An 18,151-nucleotide genomic window follows, 5' to 3' on the forward strand; every position below is an offset into this window, starting at 1 on the left:
ACTCAGGATAAGGCACAAAACAAGAACAACTAACCCTGTCGGGTGGCTCCCGGTTGCCACAATATGTCGCCTCCCTGATTTTTGGCGACCAGCCGAGCCAGGACGAACAGGAGATCGGACAAGCGGTTCAGATAGACAAGCGCGAGAGGGTTGACCGGAACGTCGCGCGCGCAGGCAACGGCACTCCGTTCCGCTCGGCGAACGATGGCACGGGCGAGGTGAAGCTCCGCAGCGCCGCCGACTGCCCCCGGCAGGATGAAGCTGCGCAGCGGCTCGAGTTCCGAGTTGGTCTCGTCGATTTCGCGCTCCAGCCGGTCGATCTGCTCCTGCACGATACGCAGGGTCATCTCGCCCGGGGAGAAATCCTCGCCCGGCGTTGCCAGATCGGCTCCGAGATCGAACATTTCGTTCTGGATGCGCCCGAGCATCGCCCGGAGGCGCTCCTCCTCCAGCTTGAGAAGCGCAACTCCGATGGCGCTGTTCGCCTCGTCCACGTCGCCGATGGCCTGGCTGCGCGGATGGGACTTGGAGATCCGGGAGCCGTCGGCGAGCCCGGTCTCCCCGGAGTCGCCGGTGCGGGTGTAGATCTTGTTCAGTCGAACCAGAACAGCCTCCTCAGCGGCCACCGCTGGCGAGAAGCAGCAGCACCACGGCGATCAATATCGCGACCGCCTGAAACATCACTCGCTTGCGCATGAGATCCTGCGAACGCTGGCCGCTAATGTCCTTTTGCTGAGCCATTCCGATCACACCCCTGATGAGGACGTACAGAGTCGCGCCGGCGGCAAGGACGAGCATGATGGCGAGGATCGTTTGCATGCTTCCTCTCTACCCCTGCGCAAGCGAATATCCAGCCGGCATTTGCCCTTTTCGAAGCCCCTCCAACAGCCGGGCGGGATCGGCACCTCCAGAGCGCAATTCGGCGAGCGTCGGCGCCCCGTGGCGCTTGGCCAGCCGTCTTCCCTCGGCGTCGGTCAGGAGAGGATGGTGGTGATAGCTCGGAGTCGGCAGGCCGAGCAGCGCCTGAAGCAGTCGGTGCACGTGGGTCGAGGAAAGCAGATCCTCGCCGCGGACGATGTCGGTAATGCCCTGCCAGGAATCGTCGACCGTCGCGGCAAGGTGGTAGCTCGTGGGGATGTCCTTGCGGGCCAGGACGACATCGCCGAACAGGCCCGGCTCGGCCTTCATCTCCCGTCCTTTATCGGTCCACGTCAGTGGTCCGGCGACGGCCTGGGCCCGAGTCATGTCGAGGCGCCAGGCATGCGGCTTCTGGGAGAGCAGGATCTTCCGCTCGTCTTCCGAGAGCCGGCGGCAGGTGCCGGGATAGACCGGGCCGTCCGGCCCATGCGGCGCGGAAGCGCTGGCGGCAATCTCTGCGGCGATTTCTGACCGAGTGCAGAAGCAGGGATAGAGAAGGCGCCTGCGCATCAGCCTCTCGAGAGCATCGGCATGGCCCGCCAGTCGCTCGGATTGATACACGATCTCGCCATCCCATTGCAGCCCAAGCCAGAGCAGATCTTCGATGATCCCGTCGACGAACTCGGGTTTCGCCCTGCCGCCGTCGATATCCTCGATCCGGAGAAGGAACGCGCCCTCCCGTTCGCGGGCGAAATCATGAGCCTGAAGCGCCGAGAAAGCGTGACCGAGATGCAACCGACCGGTCGGACTTGGCGCAAAGCGGGTGACGGGCTGCATTCGAAAAGGCCTTTTGGCTTGACGCTGAGTCGCTACCTATGGTGTCATCATGACGTCACGCGGGGCAGCCATTGCGTGGCGGAACACAGGAGAAGACGGCCGCGGCGCCCGATTTCTCCCTCGTTCTGGGTGCGACAGGCTCGAGGGCGGCGTTTCGAGGAGGTGTTCTCCGAGAGACGGGAGCGTTTTGAGCCTTGTACCACCCCGACCTCCTTCGAAATCCGGAAAGCTGCCCTGCTTTGGTGCTGAACGCGGACTATACTCCGCTCAGCTACTACCCCTTGAGCCTGTGGCCATGGCAGACCGCCGTCAAGGCGGTCTTTCTGGAGCGGGTCGACATTGTCGCCCAGTATCAGCGCAAGGTGCACAGCCCCAATATGGAAATGAGTCTGCCGAGCGTCATTGCGCTTCGGCAGTATGTGCGGCCATCCGAATATCCGGCCTTCACCCGTTTCAACCTGTTCCTTCGCGATCGCTTCTCCTGCCAATATTGCGGCGACCTCAGCGAGCTGACTTTCGATCATGTTGTCCCGCGCGCGCAGGGGGGCCGGACCACCTGGGAGAATGTCACCACTGCCTGCGCCCCCTGCAATCTTCGCAAGGGAGGCCGAACTCCGGTCCAGGCCCATATGCACCTTCGCCGGCATCCGTTCCGGCCGACAAGCTGGCAGTTGCAGGAGCACGGCCGAAGCTTCCCGCCCAACTATCTCCACGATAGCTGGCGCGACTATCTCTACTGGGACATCGAACTGGAAGCCTAGCGTCGCCGACGCGTCGGAGCGTGGAAGTCGGGATCCTTGTTGCGGATCCAGCGAACGAACCTGGCAAGCTCCGGGTGCGAGCGAAGCGAAGCCGGATCGGCATAGCCGCGCTCCAGTTCCTTGTTGGAAAGGGTGGCATGGATCGTCCGATGGCAGATTGGATGGATTGGCACCGTTTCGCGACCGCCGCGACTCTTCGGCACCGGGTGGTGCCATTCGATCCGGCTTCCGAGCGGTCGGCCGCACAGGAAGCAGAGCGGCGGATCGCTCACCGCCCCAGCCAGTGCCTCCGGCTGAACCAGGCCAGCACGACCGCGCCGATGAGGAAACAGAAGCCCACCACGCCCCAGAAGGCCCAGGGCTCCGCCGCATAGGGAATGCCTTCGACATTCATGCCGAGCAGGCCGGTGACGAAGGTCAGCGGCAGAAAGATGAACGCGACGATCGAGATGAGCAGTGCGCGCTGGTCGATCTGCTCCGAGCGAAGGTCGGTAAGCTGTTCATGCAGCAGAGCAGCGCGCTCGCGAACCGCCTCCAATTCCTCGGCCATTCGGGCGAAGCGGTCCGCCGCTTCATGGATGTGCAGTCGGTCCTGCTCCTCAAGCCAGTCGACATCCATGCCGCCGAGCGTGTTGAGCGCGTCGCGATTCGGAGCCACGAAGCGCCGGAACGAGATCGCCTCGGATCGCAGTTCGGCAATCTTCATCCGCAGCCGATAGATGTTCCGGGTGTCGAGCTGACTCTCGCATTCGTCGAGCGCATCGCCAAGCCCGGCCACCTGCGGATCCAGCTCCCGGCTGATTTCGCGGGCAAAAGCGGCCACGAGATCGCCCGGGTCGAGGATCCTGCCAGCTTCGACGAGGGTGTAGACCTGCGCCGTTGCGTTCATCGGACGCCGGCTCAGCGACGTGACCCGATTGCGTCGCACCCACAGCCGGATCGATACGAGCAGATCCGAATCCACCGGGTCGAGTGCGCCCGGCCCGCGCAGATTGACGATCGCGCCTTCTTCGATGCGGTCGCAGCGCGGCCGGGTTTCGGTCGCCACGAGAGCGCTTGCCGCAATGTCGGGAATGTCGCTCTGACGCTTGATGAAGACGACGTCCTGCTCGTCCTTGCCCTCGAGATGAACCCAGAGGAAGCCCAATCCCTGATATTCCGCCGCCTCATCGATCGTCAGCCGGCGCACCGGCCCGTCATTGATGAGAAAGGCGCCCTGCATCAGAGCTCCGCGATGAACGCCCGGACCGCCGGAGCGACATCGTCGCGGCGCAGGGCCAGTGCGAGATTGGCAAGAACGAAGCCCGTCTTGTCCCCGCAATCGTAGCGCTCACCCTCGAAAGTCACGCCGTGAAAGGACTGTCGCCCGATCAACGCGGCCATTCCATCGGTCAGCTGGATCTCGCCTCCGGCGCCCCGGCCGATCGTTCCGAGAATTCCCAGGATCTCGGGCTGCAGAATGTAGCGACCGACGACGGCGAGCGTGGAGGGGGCCTCTTCCGGCTTCGGCTTCTCGACCAGGCCTTTGACTTCGGTCAGCCGACCGTCGCGTGTCCCCGGGGTGATGATGCCGTAGCTGGCGGTCCGCTCCGGAGCCACTTCCTGCGCACAGACGATGTTCCCGCCGACCTTGTTATAGGCTTCGACCATCTGCGCGACGCAACCCGGCCGACCAACCATCAGATCATCGGGAAGAAGCACCGCGAAAGGCTCGTCGCCGACAATGTCGCGGGCACACCAGACGGCGTGGCCGAGGCCCAGCGGCTCCTGCTGCCGTACCGAAACGACGCTTCCGGGAACGCTGCGGGTGGATTCCAGTATGTCGAGCGACTTGCCCCGGCCTTTCATCGTCGTTTCGAGTTCGAAGCCGAGGTCGAAATGGTCCTCGAGCGCACCCTTGCCGCGCCCGGTCACGAAGATCATCTGCTCTATGCCGGCTTCACGCGCTTCTTCGACGGCATATTGGATCAGTGGCCGGTCAACGATCGTGAGCATCTCCTTCGGAATGGCCTTGGTGGCTGGAAGGAAGCGGGTGCCGAGTCCGGCGACGGGGAAGACGGCCTTGCGGACGGGTTTCATTCGCGATCTTCACTCTCTTCAGGAAAAAGGGGCTGAGTTCAGTCGAAAAGCGCCCGGTCGAACGCCGGGCAGAGTCATTCGGGTTCATCTTCCAATTCGACTTCATTGCCGCCAACCCGGTCGGGCGGCGGCAGGTCGAACCGGTCGTCTTCGCGCTGCTCGGATCGACGCAACAGCTCGTCGACCCGCTCGGGCCGAGCGATGGGCGGCGGGGTGAGCAGCTCCTGTGAATTCATCGGTCGGCTCGCCATTGGCGCCGCCGAGGGCAAACTTCCGCCCGGCGGCGGCTCGAGCGGCTCCTTGAGGCCGCAACCTGCGAGCAAGGCCGCGACAATCAGCAGAGCGTCTCGCCTCATTCGCTCATCCCGAGGATCTTCTTCGCGGCCTCGACCCGCTTCTTCACCTGCGAAGGTGCCGTGCCGCCGAAGCTGGTCCGGCTTCTAACGGAAGCATCAAGCGAAAGAACATCGAAAACGCCCGTTCCGATCCGGGGATCGATTCCGCGCAACGAGTCGATCGGAAGCTCCCAAAGGGGGACACCCTGTTCGTCGGCCATCCGGACCGCGCGGCCGGTGATGTGGTGCGCTTCGCGGAAGGGCACCCCCGCTTCGCGCACCAGCCAGTCAGCAAAGTCGGTCGCGGTGGGATGGCCCGCCTCGGCGGAAGCCCTCATCCGATTGGTGTCGAACTCGCTCGTTTCGACCATTCCGGCCATGGCCGCGATGGAGAGCGTGAGCAGGTCATGCGCCTCGAGCACCGGCTCCTTGTCGTTCTGCATGTCCTTGGAATAAGCGAGCGGCAGTCCCTTCATCACTCCCATCAGAGCCACGAGCGTGCCGACGATCCGCCCGGAATGACCGCGAACGAGCTCGGCGGCGTCGGGATTGCGCTTCTGCGGCATGATCGACGAACCGGTCGAGAAGCTGTCGGACAGTCGGACGAAGCCGAAGGGCTGACTTGCCCAGAGGATGAATTCCTCGGCAAGTCGGGACAAGTGAAGGGCGCACTGAGCCGAAGCCGAAAGATAGTCGATCGCGAAGTCACGGTCGGACACCGAGTCGAGCGAATTGGCGGTCGGTCGGTCGAAGCCGAGCGCCAGAGCGACCGCTTCGCGATCAAGCGGGAAAGAGGTGCCGGCGAGTGCCGCCGACCCGAGCGGGCATTCGTTCATTCTCGCGCGCGCATCGGCAAAGCGCGACCGGTCGCGCCGGAGCATCTCGTAATAGGCCATCAAATGATGGCCGAGGGTGACCGGCTGAGCTGCCTGCAGGTGCGTATAGCCAGGCATGACGCTCGCGGAATGTTCCTCGGCGCGAAGGACGAGCGTACGCTGCAATGCCGCAAGCTGCTTGTCCACCGTGTCGATGGCCTCGCGAACCCAGAGGCGGAAGTCGGTCGCCACCTGGTCGTTGCGCGAGCGCGCGGTATGAAGCCGGCCCGCTGGCGGGCCGATCAACTGGGCAAGCCGATGCTCGACATGCATATGAATGTCTTCGAGCGCGGGGTCTTCCGGAACACCCTCCGCTTCATATTCGTCGGCGACTCGGTCGAGGCCTTCTTCGATCGCGTCCGCATCCTCCTGGGAGACGATCCCCTGCGTGGCCAGCATGGCAATATGGGCGCGGCTCGCTTCGATGTCCTGCCGCCACAACCGCTTGTCGAAGGAGATGGAGGCATTTATCTCGCGCATCAGGGCCGAGGGTCCCTCGGCGAACCGACCACCCCACATGGCATTGGAGTCTGTTTCCTTGCGGCCGTTGATTGCCTCTCTCCTCAGCCTGGTTCTTGGCCTCGCGCTGGCTGGTTGCGATAGGCAAAAGGGGGCTGAGCCGCAAGGCGAGGCCGCAGCGGTCACCAATGCCCTGGCGCCGGCCCGGACCTATCCCACCGGTCGCCTCGACCGCTCTCATGCCGGCACACTGACTCCGGCCGTTCCGTTCGAGGATCCGCAGGGTCGGCCCGTCAATCTCACAGCCTTTCGAGGGCGGCCGCTATTGCTCAATCTGTGGGCGACCTGGTGTGCGCCTTGCGTCGTCGAGATGCCGGCCCTCGACTCGCTCGCTCGCCGCGAGGGCGACAATCTTCGCGTTCTGACCGTCAGCCAGGATCTGAACGGCCGGCAAAAGGTGACCGACTTCTTTCGGGAGCATCGATTCGGGCGCCTCGAAGCCTTCCTCGATCCCGAAATGCGGATCATGACGGAGCTTCGCCTCGACACGTTGCCGACCACCATCCTTTACGACGCGCAGGGGCGCGAAGTCTGGCGAATGACCGGCATGGCCGAGTGGGGCGACGAACGCACGACTCGGCTCCTGGCGGAAGCGCGCTAGGCGGTCCTTGTCTGACCGCGTCTGAGCAGCCGCCCGTCGATCGCCGCCAGACCCACTGCAATCAGGCCCAGACCGACGAAATGTCTCGGCGCCAGCAGCTCGCCCAGTATCGTGGCGCCCAGGATCACGGCCGTTACCGGATTGAGGAAGGTGACAAGGAGCGCGTTGGTGGCGCCGGCGGCCTCGATCAGCCGGAAGTAGAGGATGTAGGCCAGGGCGGTGGAAAAGACGGCCAGAGCGAGGATGGCAGCGGCAGCCTCGGGGGCGGGCGCCGAAGAGCGCCAGGGCGGCTCGAAGATCAGGACGAGGGGCAGCATGACCACGGCCGTCAGGCTGAGCTGTCCGGCCGAGACGGCGATCGGAGCCACCCCCATCCGGCGGAACCGGCGGGCATGAACGCCGGCCAAGGCGTAGCAGAAAGTCGCCGCGAGGCAGGCGAATTGCGCGAGCAGATCGGCTTTGCCAATCTCGAGAAGAAGATCGCCACCGATCATCACCGCCACTCCGGAAAAGCCGATCGCCACGCCGATCAGCTTGAGCGGCGTCGCCTTCTCGTCAGGAGTGAAGCCATGGGCAACGAGGACTCCCCAGAGCGGCGTGGTGGCTGCGAGGATCGAGGCCAGTCCGCCGGCAATATGCTGCTGGCCCCAGGCGAATAGCGAAAAAGGAATGGCGTTGTTCAGCAGCGCCAGCACCAGCAGTGGCCCCAGAATCCTTCGCTCGAAAGGCAGGTTCCGGCCGCTCACTTGCAGGACGAGGAGCAGGATCGCTGCGGCGATCGTCACCCGGACCAACACCAAGGAGAAGGGCCGCACGGTTTCGACGGCGATGTCGATAAAGAAGAATGAGCCGCCCCACAGGATGGACAGGAAGGCGAGCGTCGCCCAATCGCGTCCGCTCATTCGAAGGCTGATCCCGGAGTTCATGGCCGCCACTCTAGTCGACGGTACCGCCGGATCCGTCACGAAACTTGCGGCCGATTCCATAAGCCGCATTTATCGTTCAGTCGCGGAGCAGGTCGTTGATTCCGGTCTTGGCGCGGGTGCGAGCGTCGACTCGCTTGACGATGACGGCGCAGGCGAGATTCGGGCCGCCATCCTTGCCCGGCAGGGTTCCGGGAACCACCACGGAATAAGCCGGAACCCGGCCGTAGCTTATCTCTCCGGTGGCACGGTCGACGATCTTGGTCGACGCGCCGAGAAACACCCCCATCGACAGAACCGCACCCTCTTCCACGATAACGCCTTCGGCGACTTCCGAGCGAGCACCGATGAAGCAATCATCCTCGATGATCACCGGTTCGGCCTGGAGCGGCTCGAGGACGCCGCCAATTCCGGCGCCGCCGGATATATGGACGTTGCGGCCGATCTGGGCGCAACTGCCGACCGTCGCCCAGGTATCGACCATCGTTCCTTCACCCACATGAGCGCCGATATTGACGAAGCTCGGCATCAGCACCGCTCCCCTGCCGATATAGGCGCCGCGCCGAACGATCGCGCCCGGCACGGCGCGGAATCCCGCCGAAGCGAAGTTGTTCTCGCTCCAGCCGACGAATTTCGAAGCCACCTTGTCCCACCAGGCGGCGCCGCCCGGACCACCTGCAATGGCTTCCATCGGGCTCAGTCGAAAGGAGAGGAGGACGGCCTTCTTGAGCCACTGATTGACTCGCCAGCCCGCCGCCTCCTTCTCGGCGACCCGGGCCTCGCCGGAGTCCAGCCGCCGAATGACCTCCTCGACGGCCGAAGCCACGTCGGTGTCGCCGGCGCTGATCGTATCCCGCCGCTCCCAGGCGGAGTCGATCGTCTGTTGCAGGGCCTCGCTCATTGCGCCTCTTCCTTTGTGATCGCGTTCAGCCATTCGCCGATATCGGCGATGCGGAAATCGATAAAGGCGAGATCGGCCTGGTGGCTTGCCTGGTCCGAACCATTGTCGACCCACACGGTCGTCATTCCGAGCGCCTTTGCCGGCACGAGATTGCGCGCCATGTCCTCCGCGAACAGGGCCCGATTGGGATCGATGCCATGTCGCTCGCACAAGGCCGCATAAGCGCGGGCGTTGGGTTTCGGCACATATTCCATGGCGTGAATGTCGTGCATTCCGTCAAAGGCGTTGGCGAGTCCCAGGCGGTCGAGAACGCGTCGAGCATAAGCGCCGTCGCCATTGGTGAAGACGAACTTCCGGCCGGGTAGCTGGTCCATTGCGGCCACCAAAGCGGGGTCTGCGGTTATCCGGGCCAGATCGATGTCGTGAACGAAGTCGAGAAACTCACTCGGCGAAATGCCCTGTTCCGCCATGAGTCCGGCCAGGGTGGTGCCATGATCGCGGAAGTGCTGCTTCTGGATCCTGCGCGCTTCGACCGGGTCGACTCCGAGCAGCCGCTGAATGAACTCGCCGATCCTGCGGTCGATCAGCTCGAACAGGTTGCTCGATGCCGGATAGAGACAATTGTCGAGATCGAAAATCCAGGTTTCGACATGGGCCAGATCGGAACGCATGGCCGCCGACCTAGCCGGCTTTGCACCGTCAGGAAATTGAAAGGATGAATCGGATAAGTAGCGGCTGAAAATCACATATAATAGAGTATCTTAGGAGAGTGGGATGGCTGTTAGGGCGACCCGTACACGATTGATCCTGTCCGTCTGCGTGGCGGCGATCGCGCTTGCCGGCTGCGGCGGGGGCGGGTCCGGGCCCCGTCCCGAGCCGGTTCCCTTGGCGCCGCCGGCTCCACCTCCTCCGCCACCGCCACCGCCACCGCCTCCTCCCCCACCTCCGCCGCCCGCTCCGGCCGCGGTCAACTATGACGACTCCGAATATCGGCGCTCCAATGGCGCCGTGTCCTCGGGGGCGATCCAGGGCTGGAATGCGGGCGGCCGCGGCCAGGGCGTGACCGTCGGCGTGGTCGACAGCGGTATCAACCCGAATCTTGCGGAATTTGCCGGTCGAATCCATCCCGCGAGCCGGGACATTGCCGGCAACCGCGGCGTCAGCGACAGCGAGGGCCACGGCACCGCCGTCTCCGGAGTGATCGCCGCCAATCGCAACGGCTCGGGATCGGCCGGAGTCGCTTTCGAATCGCTGATCCTGTCGCTCAACACGGCGGATCCGAACAATTGCGATCCCAATGACGGCTGCAAGCATTCGGACACGGCGCTCGGACAGGCGATCGACTATGCCCGTCTCAATGGCGCCAAGGTAATCAACCTTTCGCTCGGCGGCGACGGGGTCGGCTCGGCGGTTCTGAACGCTGCCCGACGCGCCGCAGCGGCCGGGATCGTCGTCGTCATCTCCGCTGGCAATGAGGCAAAGCCCGATCCCAGCGCGTTCGCTCTCGGGACCGCGAACAATGCAAGCGGCCACGTGATCATCGCCGGGGCCATGGACGACAGCCGCAACATGGCGAGCTTCTCCAATCAGGCGGGCGCGGGCGCCGCGCACTATCTCGTCGCGCTTGGCAGTCGGGTACGCACGATCGACGAGAACGGGACCGCCACGCTCTGGTCCGGCACCTCATTCTCGGCGCCGGTGATCAGCGGCGCCGCAGCCCTGCTCGCCAGTGCCTTTCCGAACCTGACCGGAGCGCAGATCGTCCAGCTCCTTCTTTCCACCGCCGACGATGCGGGCGCAACGGGACGCGACCCGGTCTTCGGCAATGGAATCCTCAACATCGCTCGGGCCTTTGAGCCCCAGGGCAAGCTGGCAATGGCCGGGAGCGGAACTCCGGTTTCCGACGCCGGCGAAGGCGATGCATCGGAACCGATGGGCGATGCCGGCGGACAGATGAAAGGTGTGATCATCCTTGACGGCTATTCGCGCGCTTATGCCGTGGACCTCGCCGACAGGATCAGCCGGGCTCCGCAGCAAAGACCGCTCGAGCAGGGCTTGCAGGCCGATCTGTCGACCGGCTTCGCTTCCGCCGGTCACACGATGGTTTCGGTAACGGTGCGCCGCAACCTCGGTGGCCAGCCCTGGGTCGGAGTGGCTCAGACCGGACTGACCTATGAGGATGCCAGCGCTGCGCGCGCCGTCGCCGGTTACGCGGTCAGTCGACTCACTCCGCGAACCGCCCTCGCTCTCGGTTTTTCCGAAAGCGGACGAACCTTGCAGCAGAGGCTGGCGAACGAAGGCGGCACGCCCTTCCTTGTCGCGCGCGATCCGATGGGCCGAGCCGGTTTCTTCGCGGACAGCGGAGCGAGCATGGGCGTACGCCACGATCTCGGCCCGGTCGCTCTGACCGTCACTGGCGAACGCGGTCGCGTGCACCGGACCGGCCCGCGCGTTGGCCGGGAAGAGCCGGGCTACAGCCTCTCCTCCGTCACCGCCGATCGGCGATTCGGCGCGGCCAATCTCTCGCTCGGCCTGACTCGCCTCGGCGAGGAGGAGACGGTGCTGGGCGGACGGTTCGCTTTCGCCCCCGGCGGATCGACCAGCTGGTTCCTCGACGCCGGCGCTCGTTACGATTTCGGCTCAGGATGGGCCGCTGGTCTGGGCTATCGACGGGGCTGGACCTCCATGACCGCCGGAAACGGTCTCGTCGCCGGGGGAAAACTCGCCACCGATGCCTGGTCATTGGACCTGCAGCGGGAGGGCGCCTTCGCGCCCGGAGACCGGCTCGCTTTTCGAGTCATGCAGCCGCTGCGGGTCCGCTCGGGCGGCTATCTGCTGAACGTCCCCGTATCCTACGATTATTCCACGCTCGGTGTCGGCTATGAGCTGCGCAATTTCAGCCTGGCGCCGACCGGCCGGGAGATCGATTTCGAGGCGGCGTACGGCATCGGCATTCTCGGCGGCGCGGGGCATCTGAGCGCCAATGCCTTCCTTCGGCGCGAGCCCGGCCATATCGAGGCGGCAAGGAACGACCTGGGGGCGGCGATCAGGCTGAGCCTGGGCTTCTAGACGGTGAAGCTTTCGCCGCAGCCGCAGGCGCCCTTGGCGTTGGGGTTGTCGAAAACGAAGCCAGCCGTGAAATCGTCCTCGCGCCAGTCCATCGTCGAGCCGATCAGGTACAGCACCGAGGCGCCGTCGATGAAGAAGGTACCGCCCGGCGTCTCGATCTTCTCGTCGAAAGGCTGCTCTTCGGTGACATAGTCGACCGAATAGGCCAGGCCCGAACAGCCTCGCCGGGGAGTCGACAATTTCACGCCGATCGTCCCTTCCGGCGCTCGCGCCATGAGATCGGCGATTCGCGCCTCCGCGGCCGACGTCAACCGAACCGGAGCCGGCCGAGCCCTGATCTTCGTTTCCACCGTCATAGCATTCCCAATTCTAGCTTCGCCTCGTCGCTCATTTTCTGCGGGTCCCAAGGCGGATCCCAGACCAGCTCCACTTCCGCGTCGCCGACACCCGGGACCGCGCCTACTCGAAGCTCGACCTCGCCGGGCATGGATTCGGCGACGGGGCAGTGCGGCGTCGTCAGCGTCATCTTGATCCGGGCATGATGCTCCGGAGTGATCTGGACGTCGTAGATGAGGCCGAGATCGTAGATGTTCACCGGGATCTCCGGGTCGTAGATTTCCTTCAGCGCTTCGATCACCTGCTCGTAGAGGTCGCCCCCAGGCTCAACCGGCTCCGGTTCGGCCGGCCGCGGCTGCTGGGCCAGGAAGCCTTCCAGATAATCCTTCTTCCGTTCGAAGCCTTCGCGCACGTCGGCGACGCGCGCCTTGGGCGGCGGCGCCACGCTCTGAACTTCCTCGGTCTCGATCTTCCGCTGCTCGTTCACTCGAAGATCCTATCCAAAAATCCGTGTCACTCGCTCGATGCCGCGAACCAGCGCCTCGACATCCTGCCGGCCGTTATAAACGCCGAAGCTCGCCCGCGCGGTCGCGTCCACGCCCAGCGCCGCCATCAGCGGCTGGGCACAATGGTGACCGGCGCGGATCGCGACCTTGCTCTCATCCAATATGGTACCGACGTCGTGCGGATGCACCCCCTCGACGGCGAAGCTGACGATGCCGGCGCTGTCCTCCGGCCCGAAAAGGCGAACGCTGTTGAGGCTCGACAGCGCCTGACGCGCTTCGCGAACCAGTGCCGCCTCATGTGCGGCAATCGCCTCGAGTCCGATTCCGGTCACGTAATCGATCGCCGCATGAAGCCCGAGCACCCCCACGACATGAGGGGTACCCGCCTCGAAACGCGCCGGCGGTGGAGCGTAGCTGCTTCGCTGGAAAGTCACTTTCTCGATCATTGCCCCGCCACCCTGCCAAGGCGGCATGGCTTCAAGGATTTCCAAGCGACTCCAAAGAACGCCGATTCCCGTCGGGCCGTAGAGCTTGTGACCGGAGAAGACGTAGAAATCGCAGCCGAGATCCTGCACATCGACCGGCATTCGCGGAACCGCCTGACAGCCGTCGAGAAGCAGCTTGGCGCCGACGCCGTGAGCGATTTCGGCGGCTCGCCTGGCATCGACCACGGAACCGAGCACGTTCGACACGTGGCCGAGCGCCACGAGCTTGTGTCGCGGCCCGATCATCGCCGCCATCGCATCGAGATCGATGCGATGATCCGGAGTCAGCGGAACCACATCTATCTCGGCGCCAATCAGCTGCCAGGGGACAATATTGCTATGGTGCTCGAGCTCCGAAAGCAGGATCCTGTCGCCCGGCTTCAGATTGGCTCGTCCCCAGCTTTGCGCCACGAGGTTGATGCCTTCCGTCGCTCCGCGAACGAAGACTATCTCCTCCGGTCCGGCCGCACCGATGAACTCGGCGGCGCGGCGGCGGCTTGCTTCGAAAGCCAGGGTCATGTCGGCCGACCGCTGGTAGACGCCACGATGCACGGTGGCATAGGTCTCGGAATAGGCACGATCGATGGCCTCGATCACCGTCCGTGGCTTCTGAGCGGTAGCGGCGCTGTCGAGATAAGCCCAACCTTCAGGGATCGCCGGGAAGTCGGCGAGCCAGTCGAGAGGGCGAGCGGACATGATGGCGTCCATCAGGCGAACCACCCTTCCGAATCCGCATAAAATGCCGTGCGAACCTCTTCCTCGCCGATTCGGTCGAGAGCGTCGGCAACGAAGGCCCGGGTCAGGAGAGCCCTGGCCTCCTCCGGCGAGACGCCTCGGCTCTCCAGATAGAAGAGGGCGTTGCGGTCGAGCTCACCGACGGTCGCGCCATGAGCGCATTTCACGTCGTCGGCGAAGATTTCCAGCTCCGGCTTGGCGTTGATGGTGGCACCCCGGTCGAGGAGGATCCCCTTCAGGGACTGCTCGCCGTCCGTCTTTTGCGCGCCTCGCGCGACTTCCACCCGAGCAGCGACCGAGCAGATGGCGCGATCGTCGGCGACGGAGCGCCAGAGCTGTCGGCTCATTCCGGAAGGCTGCTCGTGACGGATGACATAATTGGAATCGTGCCGCTGGCGACCGCGTGCGAGCAGGGCTCCGGCCGCTTCCGCATAAGCCTCGGCGCCCGCGAGGCGGATCGAGCCGTCGAAGCGCGTGTCGGTTCCCCCTGCGGCGAGGGCCGCTACGACCAGGCTGGCCCCCTCGCCGACCGTGGCACGATCGGTCAGGCTGACGAAGCCGCTGGTCCCAAGCAGCCGACGGCTGAGCATCAGCCGAGCGCCCTTGAACAGCGTGATCGCCGTTAGCCGGTTGGCCCAGCCGTCACCGACGAACGTCTCCACCACCGAAGCCTGGGAGTTCACGTCCAGTTCGATCTCCGCAGCGAGATGATCCGCTGCGCCGGTCGAGACATGGACAAGCTGGACAGGCTGACCGGTCGCATGATCACGGCCGAGCTTGAGCTTCCAGCCGGATCGCCCGGCGAGCCGGCCGAGCGGATGGTCGGCGGCGCTGACCGAAACGCTGCCGATCTCCACCGGGCCGGGCGTGCTTCGGGCCTCATCGAAGCGGCCGTCGACGAAAAGCAGTCGAGGTCCCTCCGATTCGATCCATGGCAGGGCCTCCGGAACCCGGCCGGTGGGTGCACGACCGGCCAGCTCCGGAAGGGGCGAAAGGTCGCTCCAGCGCCAGCCCTCCGCCCGGTTCGAAGGCAGGTCGAGCAGAGTCATGCCGCAACCGCTCCATAGCCTTCGCGCTCGAGCTCCAGGGCGAGCTCGGCACCGCCGGAGCGGACGATCCGGCCGCCGGCGAGCACATGGACGAAGTCGGGCTCGACCAGGTCGAGCAGGCGCTGATAGTGGGTGATCAGGAGCACGGCCTTGCCCGGCGAGCGCATGATCCTGTTGATGCCGTCGCCGACCACGCGCAGGGCATCGATGTCGAGCCCGGAATCCGTCTCGTCGAGAATGGCGAGCCGAGGATCGATGATCCCCATCTGAACCATCTCGTTGCGCTTCTTCTCGCCGCCGGAAAAGCCGACATTCACGCCGCGCTTCATCATTTCCATGTCAAAGCCGAGCCGCTGCGCCTGCTCACGGGCAAGGCGCAGGAACTCTCCGGCGGACAGCTCCGGCTCGCCGCGCGCCCGGCGCTGCGCGTTCAAGGCGGTGCGCAGGAACTGGACGTTGGACACGCCCGGAATCTCGACCGGATATTGGAAGCCGAGGAACATGCCCCTGGCGGCCCGTTCGTGCGGCTCCAGTTCGAGCAAGTCCTGCCCGTCGAGCGTGACCGAGCCCTTGGTCACCTCATAGCCCGGCCGGCCGGCGAGCACATAAGAGAGGGTCGACTTGCCGGACCCGTTGGGTCCCATGATGGCGTGGATCTCGCCGCTGCGGACGGTCAGGCTGACTCCCTTTAGGATCTCCTTGCCATCGACCTCGGCGTGGATGTCTTCGATCTGCAGCATCAGATTATCGCGGCCTCCTCCGCCGCACAGTTTGAAACCGTCAGGTAGCGATCACCGGACTTCGAAAGCCTTCGCTTTTGCGCTCAGGCGCACCAATATCATCGACAAGGCCGACCACGTGATGAGGGCGAGCGGCCGGACCGCCAACCGGCCCGGTGCGGAGGGCCGGAATGATCCCGTCTGATCCGCCATCGCCAAACTCAGCGGTCGGCATCTACGCCTCCCGACCGGGCTTGGAAGCGCCGGTCTGCCAGTTGGGCGACGAGCGCGTCGTGCTGACGACCAAAGCAGGCGCCGACCTCCCGGTCGACGGTCGCCTGCAGGGCACGCCGCTCGGCCCGCCGCCGGGCCGCCGCCATGGCGACGATCTGCCCGCGATGTTCGCCGACGCACTGAAGCATGGCACTGCAGCCGATCTGGTCGACATCGGGGTCGCCGCTCGACGTCGTCGTGATGCAGTTGATCTCCCAGCCTTGCTCGCTCACCCGGCCACGCCAGGTCTTGAGGCGTTCGCCGATCACGTGAATCTCCTCCGACGCCTCCGGGGTCGGCGCCGCAGGGTTCTGGGCGATGGCCAAGGCGATCAACAGCGCAGCTGTCATCCCACGCTTCCTTCCAGGCTGATCCCCAGCAGCTTCTGCGCCTCGACGGCGAACTCCATCGGCAGTTGCTGGAGGACTTCGCGGGCGAAGCCGTTGACGATCAGGGCGACGGCGTCCTCCTGGGAGAGGCCGCGGCTCATCGCGTAGAAGAGCTGGTCGTCGCTGATCTTCGACGTGGTCGCCTCATGCTCGATCTGCGCGGTCGGATTCCTGACCTCGATATAGGGCACGGTATGGGCGCCGCACCGGTCGCCGAGCAGCAGGCTGTCGCACTGGGTGAAGTTGCGGACATTCTCGGCGCCGCCATTGACTCGCACCAGCCCCCGATAAGTGTTGTTGGACTGGCCGGCGCTGATCCCCTTCGAGACAATGGTCGAGCGGCTGCCGGCGCCGATATGAACCATCTTGGTGCCGGTGTCGGCCTGCTGGCGGTTGTTGGTGAGCGCGACCGAGTAGAATTCGCCGACGCTGTTCTCGCCCTTGAGGATGCAGGACGGATATTTCCAGGTGATCGCCGATCCGGTCTCGACCTGGGTCCAGCTCACCTTCGATCGAGCGCCGGCGCACATCGCCCGCTTGGTGACGAAATTGTAGATCCCGCCTCGGCCCTCCGAGTCTCCGGGATACCAGTTCTGCACCGTGCTGTATTTGATCTCCGAATCCTCATGGGCGTAGAGTTCGACCACGGCGGCGTGGAGCTGGTTCTCGTCCCGCATCGGCGCGGTGCAGCCTTCCAGATAGGAAACATAGCTGCCCTTGTCGGCGACGATGAGGGTGCGCTCGAACTGGCCGGTATTGGCCGCATTGATCCGGAAATAGGTGCTGAGCTCCATCGGGCAGCGGACGCCCTCCGGCACATAGACGAAGGTCCCATCGGAGAAGACCGCACTGTTGAGGCAGGCGTAATAATTGTCGCGCTGCGGAACCACGCTGCCGAGATATTTGCGCACCAGTTCAGGATGCTCGCGGATCGCCTCCGAGATGGAAAGAAAGATGACTCCGGCTCGCTTCAGCTCTTCCCGAAACGTCGTCGCCACGGAGACGCTGTCGAAAACGGCATCGACCGCCACCTTGCGCGCGCCCTCGACTCCGGCGAGCACTTTCTGCTCCTCGATCGGAATCCCAAGCTTCTCGTAGGTGCGGCGGATTTCGGGATCGAGCTCGTCGAGGCTCTTGAGCGTCGGCTTCTGCTTCGGCTCGGCATAATAATAGGCATCCTGGAAATCGATCGGGGGGATGTCGAGCTTGGCCCAGTCGACCTCCTCCATCGTCAGCCAGGCGCGATAGGCCTTCAGCCGCCATTCGAGCATCCATTCCGGCTCGTTCTTCTTGGCCGAGATATAGCGAACGGTTTCCTCGCTCAGCCCCTTGGGCGCGAATTCCTGCTCCACCTCCGAACTGAAGCCCCATTCATATTTGGCGGCCCGCTCGGCGGCTTCCAGCGCTTCGCGATTACGTACGTCTTCCATCATTTCACCTCGGCGAGGCTGGACAGGCTGACGCTTTGCAGCGCCCCCCGAACCGCCCCGTTCACTAGACCCATGTGCGGCCTCACCTGGCAGGCGCCTTCGAGCGCGCAGTCATGCCGCTCGGAATCGACGCAGCTCGTCATGACGATCGGCCCCTCGACCGCTTCGACAATGTCGGCGAGGCTGATCTCGCCGGCTTGCCGGGCGAGCCGAAAGCCGCCGCCGGTCCCGCGAGCGGTTTCGAGCAGGCCGGCCGCGGCCAGGCGACCGGTCAGCTTCTGCGCCGTCGGCAGGGGAACGCCCGTTTCTTCCGCGAGCAGGGTTGCGGAAAGGCGGGCGCCCGATTGATGTCGGGCGGCGGCGGCCATCATTACGACCGCATAATCGGCAAGGGAGGTAAGGCGCATGTCAATCGGACCGATTCGTTCCGATTGGGCATGTGGGCGCGCCGGCGACGTAAATCAACCCGCG

General features: G+C 64.7%; 22 protein-coding genes. 3 read left to right on the forward strand and 19 right to left on the reverse strand.

The window, feature by feature from the left end; genetic code table 11:
* Positions 1–29 precede the first annotated feature (29 nt).
* From ACRYLT_RS04460 to gluQRS, 3 genes are read right to left on the reverse strand one after another with little or no spacing between them, the layout of a single operon-like run.
* Positions 30–605, reverse strand: a complete 576-nt coding sequence (locus tag ACRYLT_RS04460) for a cob(I)yrinic acid a,c-diamide adenosyltransferase (protein WP_482665393.1) — start codon at positions 603–605, stop codon at positions 30–32.
* Positions 606–615: 10 nt separating this feature from the next.
* Positions 616–819 carry an HIG1 domain-containing protein gene (locus ACRYLT_RS04465; RefSeq protein ID WP_482662904.1) on the reverse strand — a complete coding sequence of 68 codons (204 nt, stop codon included), beginning with the start codon at positions 817–819 and terminating at the stop codon, positions 616–618.
* Between the two features lie 9 nt (positions 820–828).
* Entirely contained in the window at positions 829–1,695 is an 867-nt protein-coding gene (gluQRS, locus tag ACRYLT_RS04470; RefSeq protein ID WP_482662905.1) for a tRNA glutamyl-Q(34) synthetase GluQRS, read from the reverse strand.
* A gap of 194 nt (positions 1,696–1,889) precedes the next feature.
* Here gluQRS and ACRYLT_RS04475 point away from each other — a divergent pair, with 194 nt between their 5' ends.
* Positions 1,890–2,456, forward strand: a complete 567-nt coding sequence (locus ACRYLT_RS04475; protein ID WP_482662906.1) for an HNH endonuclease — start codon at positions 1,890–1,892, stop codon at positions 2,454–2,456.
* On the opposite strand, the gene ACRYLT_RS04480 is transcribed toward ACRYLT_RS04475, so the two are convergent.
* The 5 genes from ACRYLT_RS04480 to argH all read right to left on the reverse strand — a co-directional run bounded on the left by ACRYLT_RS04480 (position 2,453) and on the right by argH (position 6,264).
* Positions 2,453–2,728 carry an HNH endonuclease gene (locus ACRYLT_RS04480; RefSeq protein ID WP_482662907.1) on the reverse strand — a complete coding sequence of 92 codons (276 nt, stop codon included), beginning with the start codon at positions 2,726–2,728 and terminating at the stop codon, positions 2,453–2,455. The genes ACRYLT_RS04475 and ACRYLT_RS04480 overlap by 4 nt on opposite strands.
* Complete coding sequence (locus ACRYLT_RS04485) at positions 2,725–3,678, reverse strand: zinc transporter ZntB (RefSeq protein WP_482662908.1); 954 nt, start codon at positions 3,676–3,678, stop codon at positions 2,725–2,727. Before ACRYLT_RS04485 ends, ACRYLT_RS04480 begins: the two co-directional genes overlap by 4 nt.
* The gene (gene galU / locus ACRYLT_RS04490) at positions 3,678–4,535 is read right to left on the reverse strand and encodes a UTP--glucose-1-phosphate uridylyltransferase GalU (RefSeq protein ID WP_482662909.1); all 858 of its coding nucleotides are present in this window, start codon (positions 4,533–4,535) and stop codon (positions 3,678–3,680) included. Before galU ends, ACRYLT_RS04485 begins: the two co-directional genes overlap by 1 nt.
* A 74-nt stretch (positions 4,536–4,609) precedes the next feature.
* Positions 4,610–4,891: a hypothetical protein gene (locus ACRYLT_RS04495; protein WP_482662910.1), complete on the reverse strand. Its 282-nt coding sequence runs from the start codon at positions 4,889–4,891 to the stop codon at positions 4,610–4,612.
* Complete coding sequence (argH, locus tag ACRYLT_RS04500; protein WP_482662911.1) at positions 4,888–6,264, reverse strand: argininosuccinate lyase; 1,377 nt, start codon at positions 6,262–6,264, stop codon at positions 4,888–4,890. The genes ACRYLT_RS04495 and argH overlap by 4 nt, the downstream gene beginning before the upstream one ends.
* A gap of 19 nt (positions 6,265–6,283) precedes the next feature.
* On the opposite strand from argH, the gene ACRYLT_RS04505 reads away from it, so the two are divergent.
* Positions 6,284–6,865, forward strand: a complete 582-nt coding sequence (locus ACRYLT_RS04505) for a TlpA family protein disulfide reductase (RefSeq protein WP_482662912.1) — start codon at positions 6,284–6,286, stop codon at positions 6,863–6,865.
* Here ACRYLT_RS04505 and ACRYLT_RS04510 read toward each other — a convergent pair.
* From ACRYLT_RS04510 to ACRYLT_RS04520, 3 genes are all read right to left on the reverse strand, one after another.
* A complete protein-coding gene (locus tag ACRYLT_RS04510; RefSeq protein WP_482662913.1) occupies positions 6,862–7,767 on the reverse strand; it encodes a DMT family transporter in 906 nt (301 codons plus the stop codon). The genes ACRYLT_RS04505 and ACRYLT_RS04510 overlap by 4 nt on opposite strands.
* Before the next feature lie 100 nt (positions 7,768–7,867).
* Entirely contained in the window at positions 7,868–8,689 is an 822-nt protein-coding gene (gene dapD / locus ACRYLT_RS04515) for a 2,3,4,5-tetrahydropyridine-2,6-dicarboxylate N-succinyltransferase (protein WP_482662914.1), read from the reverse strand.
* On the reverse strand, positions 8,686–9,360 hold the full coding sequence (locus ACRYLT_RS04520; RefSeq protein ID WP_482662915.1) for a pyrimidine 5'-nucleotidase: 675 nt from the start codon (positions 9,358–9,360) through the stop codon (positions 8,686–8,688). The genes dapD and ACRYLT_RS04520 overlap by 4 nt, the downstream gene beginning before the upstream one ends.
* Positions 9,361–9,463: 103 nt before the next feature.
* Between ACRYLT_RS04520 and ACRYLT_RS04525 the strand changes: the two genes are divergently transcribed.
* On the forward strand, positions 9,464–11,758 hold the full coding sequence (locus tag ACRYLT_RS04525; protein ID WP_482662916.1) for a S8 family peptidase: 2,295 nt from the start codon (positions 9,464–9,466) through the stop codon (positions 11,756–11,758).
* Here ACRYLT_RS04525 and ACRYLT_RS04530 read toward each other — a convergent pair.
* The 8 genes from ACRYLT_RS04530 to ACRYLT_RS04565 all read right to left on the reverse strand — a co-directional run bounded on the left by ACRYLT_RS04530 (position 11,755) and on the right by ACRYLT_RS04565 (position 18,087).
* Positions 11,755–12,114: a HesB/IscA family protein gene (locus tag ACRYLT_RS04530; protein WP_482662917.1), complete on the reverse strand. Its 360-nt coding sequence runs from the start codon at positions 12,112–12,114 to the stop codon at positions 11,755–11,757. The two genes, ACRYLT_RS04525 and ACRYLT_RS04530, sit on opposite strands and share 4 nt — an antisense overlap.
* The gene (locus tag ACRYLT_RS04535; protein WP_482662918.1) at positions 12,111–12,581 is read right to left on the reverse strand and encodes an SUF system Fe-S cluster assembly protein; all 471 of its coding nucleotides are present in this window, start codon (positions 12,579–12,581) and stop codon (positions 12,111–12,113) included. Before ACRYLT_RS04535 ends, ACRYLT_RS04530 begins: the two co-directional genes overlap by 4 nt.
* A 9-nt stretch (positions 12,582–12,590) precedes the next feature.
* Entirely contained in the window at positions 12,591–13,781 is a 1,191-nt protein-coding gene (locus tag ACRYLT_RS04540) for a cysteine desulfurase (RefSeq protein WP_482662919.1), read from the reverse strand.
* 11 nt (positions 13,782–13,792) lie between these two features.
* Positions 13,793–14,869, reverse strand: coding sequence for a SufD family Fe-S cluster assembly protein (locus ACRYLT_RS04545; protein WP_482662920.1), 1,077 nt, complete (start codon positions 14,867–14,869; stop codon positions 13,793–13,795).
* Complete coding sequence (gene sufC, locus ACRYLT_RS04550) at positions 14,866–15,609, reverse strand: Fe-S cluster assembly ATPase SufC (protein ID WP_482662921.1); 744 nt, start codon at positions 15,607–15,609, stop codon at positions 14,866–14,868. The genes ACRYLT_RS04545 and sufC overlap by 4 nt, the downstream gene beginning before the upstream one ends.
* Before the next feature lie 200 nt (positions 15,610–15,809).
* Entirely contained in the window at positions 15,810–16,211 is a 402-nt protein-coding gene (locus tag ACRYLT_RS04555; protein ID WP_482662922.1) for a hypothetical protein, read from the reverse strand.
* The gene (gene sufB, locus ACRYLT_RS04560; RefSeq protein ID WP_482665394.1) at positions 16,208–17,680 is read right to left on the reverse strand and encodes a Fe-S cluster assembly protein SufB; all 1,473 of its coding nucleotides are present in this window, start codon (positions 17,678–17,680) and stop codon (positions 16,208–16,210) included. Before sufB ends, ACRYLT_RS04555 begins: the two co-directional genes overlap by 4 nt.
* On the reverse strand, positions 17,680–18,087 hold the full coding sequence (locus ACRYLT_RS04565; protein WP_482662923.1) for an RrF2 family transcriptional regulator: 408 nt from the start codon (positions 18,085–18,087) through the stop codon (positions 17,680–17,682). Before ACRYLT_RS04565 ends, sufB begins: the two co-directional genes overlap by 1 nt.
* Between the last annotated feature and the right edge of the window lie 64 nt (positions 18,088–18,151).

The sequence above is a fragment of the Sphingosinicella sp. SM1-17 genome, from assembly GCF_056821765.1.

What these genes read in the sequence shown, in the direction of transcription:
- sufC (WP_482662921.1), bottom strand. Translation starts at nt 15,609, where the DNA reads ATGCTGCAGATCGAAGACATCCACGCCGAGGTCGATGGCAAGGAGATC.
- argH (WP_482662911.1), bottom strand. Translation starts at nt 6,264, where the DNA reads ATGTGGGGTGGTCGGTTCGCCGAGGGACCCTCGGCCCTGATGCGCGAG.
- ACRYLT_RS04530 (WP_482662917.1), bottom strand. Translation starts at nt 12,114, where the DNA reads ATGACGGTGGAAACGAAGATCAGGGCTCGGCCGGCTCCGGTTCGGTTG.
- ACRYLT_RS04525 (WP_482662916.1), top strand. Translation starts at nt 9,464, where the DNA reads ATGGCTGTTAGGGCGACCCGTACACGATTGATCCTGTCCGTCTGCGTG.
- sufB (WP_482665394.1), bottom strand. Translation starts at nt 17,680, where the DNA reads ATGGAAGACGTACGTAATCGCGAAGCGCTGGAAGCCGCCGAGCGGGCC.
- ACRYLT_RS04565 (WP_482662923.1), bottom strand. Translation starts at nt 18,087, where the DNA reads ATGCGCCTTACCTCCCTTGCCGATTATGCGGTCGTAATGATGGCCGCC.
- ACRYLT_RS04555 (WP_482662922.1), bottom strand. Translation starts at nt 16,211, where the DNA reads ATGACAGCTGCGCTGTTGATCGCCTTGGCCATCGCCCAGAACCCTGCG.
- ACRYLT_RS04495 (WP_482662910.1), bottom strand. Translation starts at nt 4,891, where the DNA reads ATGAGGCGAGACGCTCTGCTGATTGTCGCGGCCTTGCTCGCAGGTTGC.
- gluQRS (WP_482662905.1), bottom strand. Translation starts at nt 1,695, where the DNA reads ATGCAGCCCGTCACCCGCTTTGCGCCAAGTCCGACCGGTCGGTTGCAT.
- dapD (WP_482662914.1), bottom strand. Translation starts at nt 8,689, where the DNA reads ATGAGCGAGGCCCTGCAACAGACGATCGACTCCGCCTGGGAGCGGCGG.
- ACRYLT_RS04545 (WP_482662920.1), bottom strand. Translation starts at nt 14,869, where the DNA reads ATGACTCTGCTCGACCTGCCTTCGAACCGGGCGGAGGGCTGGCGCTGG.
- ACRYLT_RS04540 (WP_482662919.1), bottom strand. Translation starts at nt 13,781, where the DNA reads ATGTCCGCTCGCCCTCTCGACTGGCTCGCCGACTTCCCGGCGATCCCT.
- galU (WP_482662909.1), bottom strand. Translation starts at nt 4,535, where the DNA reads ATGAAACCCGTCCGCAAGGCCGTCTTCCCCGTCGCCGGACTCGGCACC.
- ACRYLT_RS04510 (WP_482662913.1), bottom strand. Translation starts at nt 7,767, where the DNA reads ATGAGCGGACGCGATTGGGCGACGCTCGCCTTCCTGTCCATCCTGTGG.
- ACRYLT_RS04520 (WP_482662915.1), bottom strand. Translation starts at nt 9,360, where the DNA reads ATGCGTTCCGATCTGGCCCATGTCGAAACCTGGATTTTCGATCTCGAC.
- ACRYLT_RS04485 (WP_482662908.1), bottom strand. Translation starts at nt 3,678, where the DNA reads ATGCAGGGCGCCTTTCTCATCAATGACGGGCCGGTGCGCCGGCTGACG.
- ACRYLT_RS04465 (WP_482662904.1), bottom strand. Translation starts at nt 819, where the DNA reads ATGCAAACGATCCTCGCCATCATGCTCGTCCTTGCCGCCGGCGCGACT.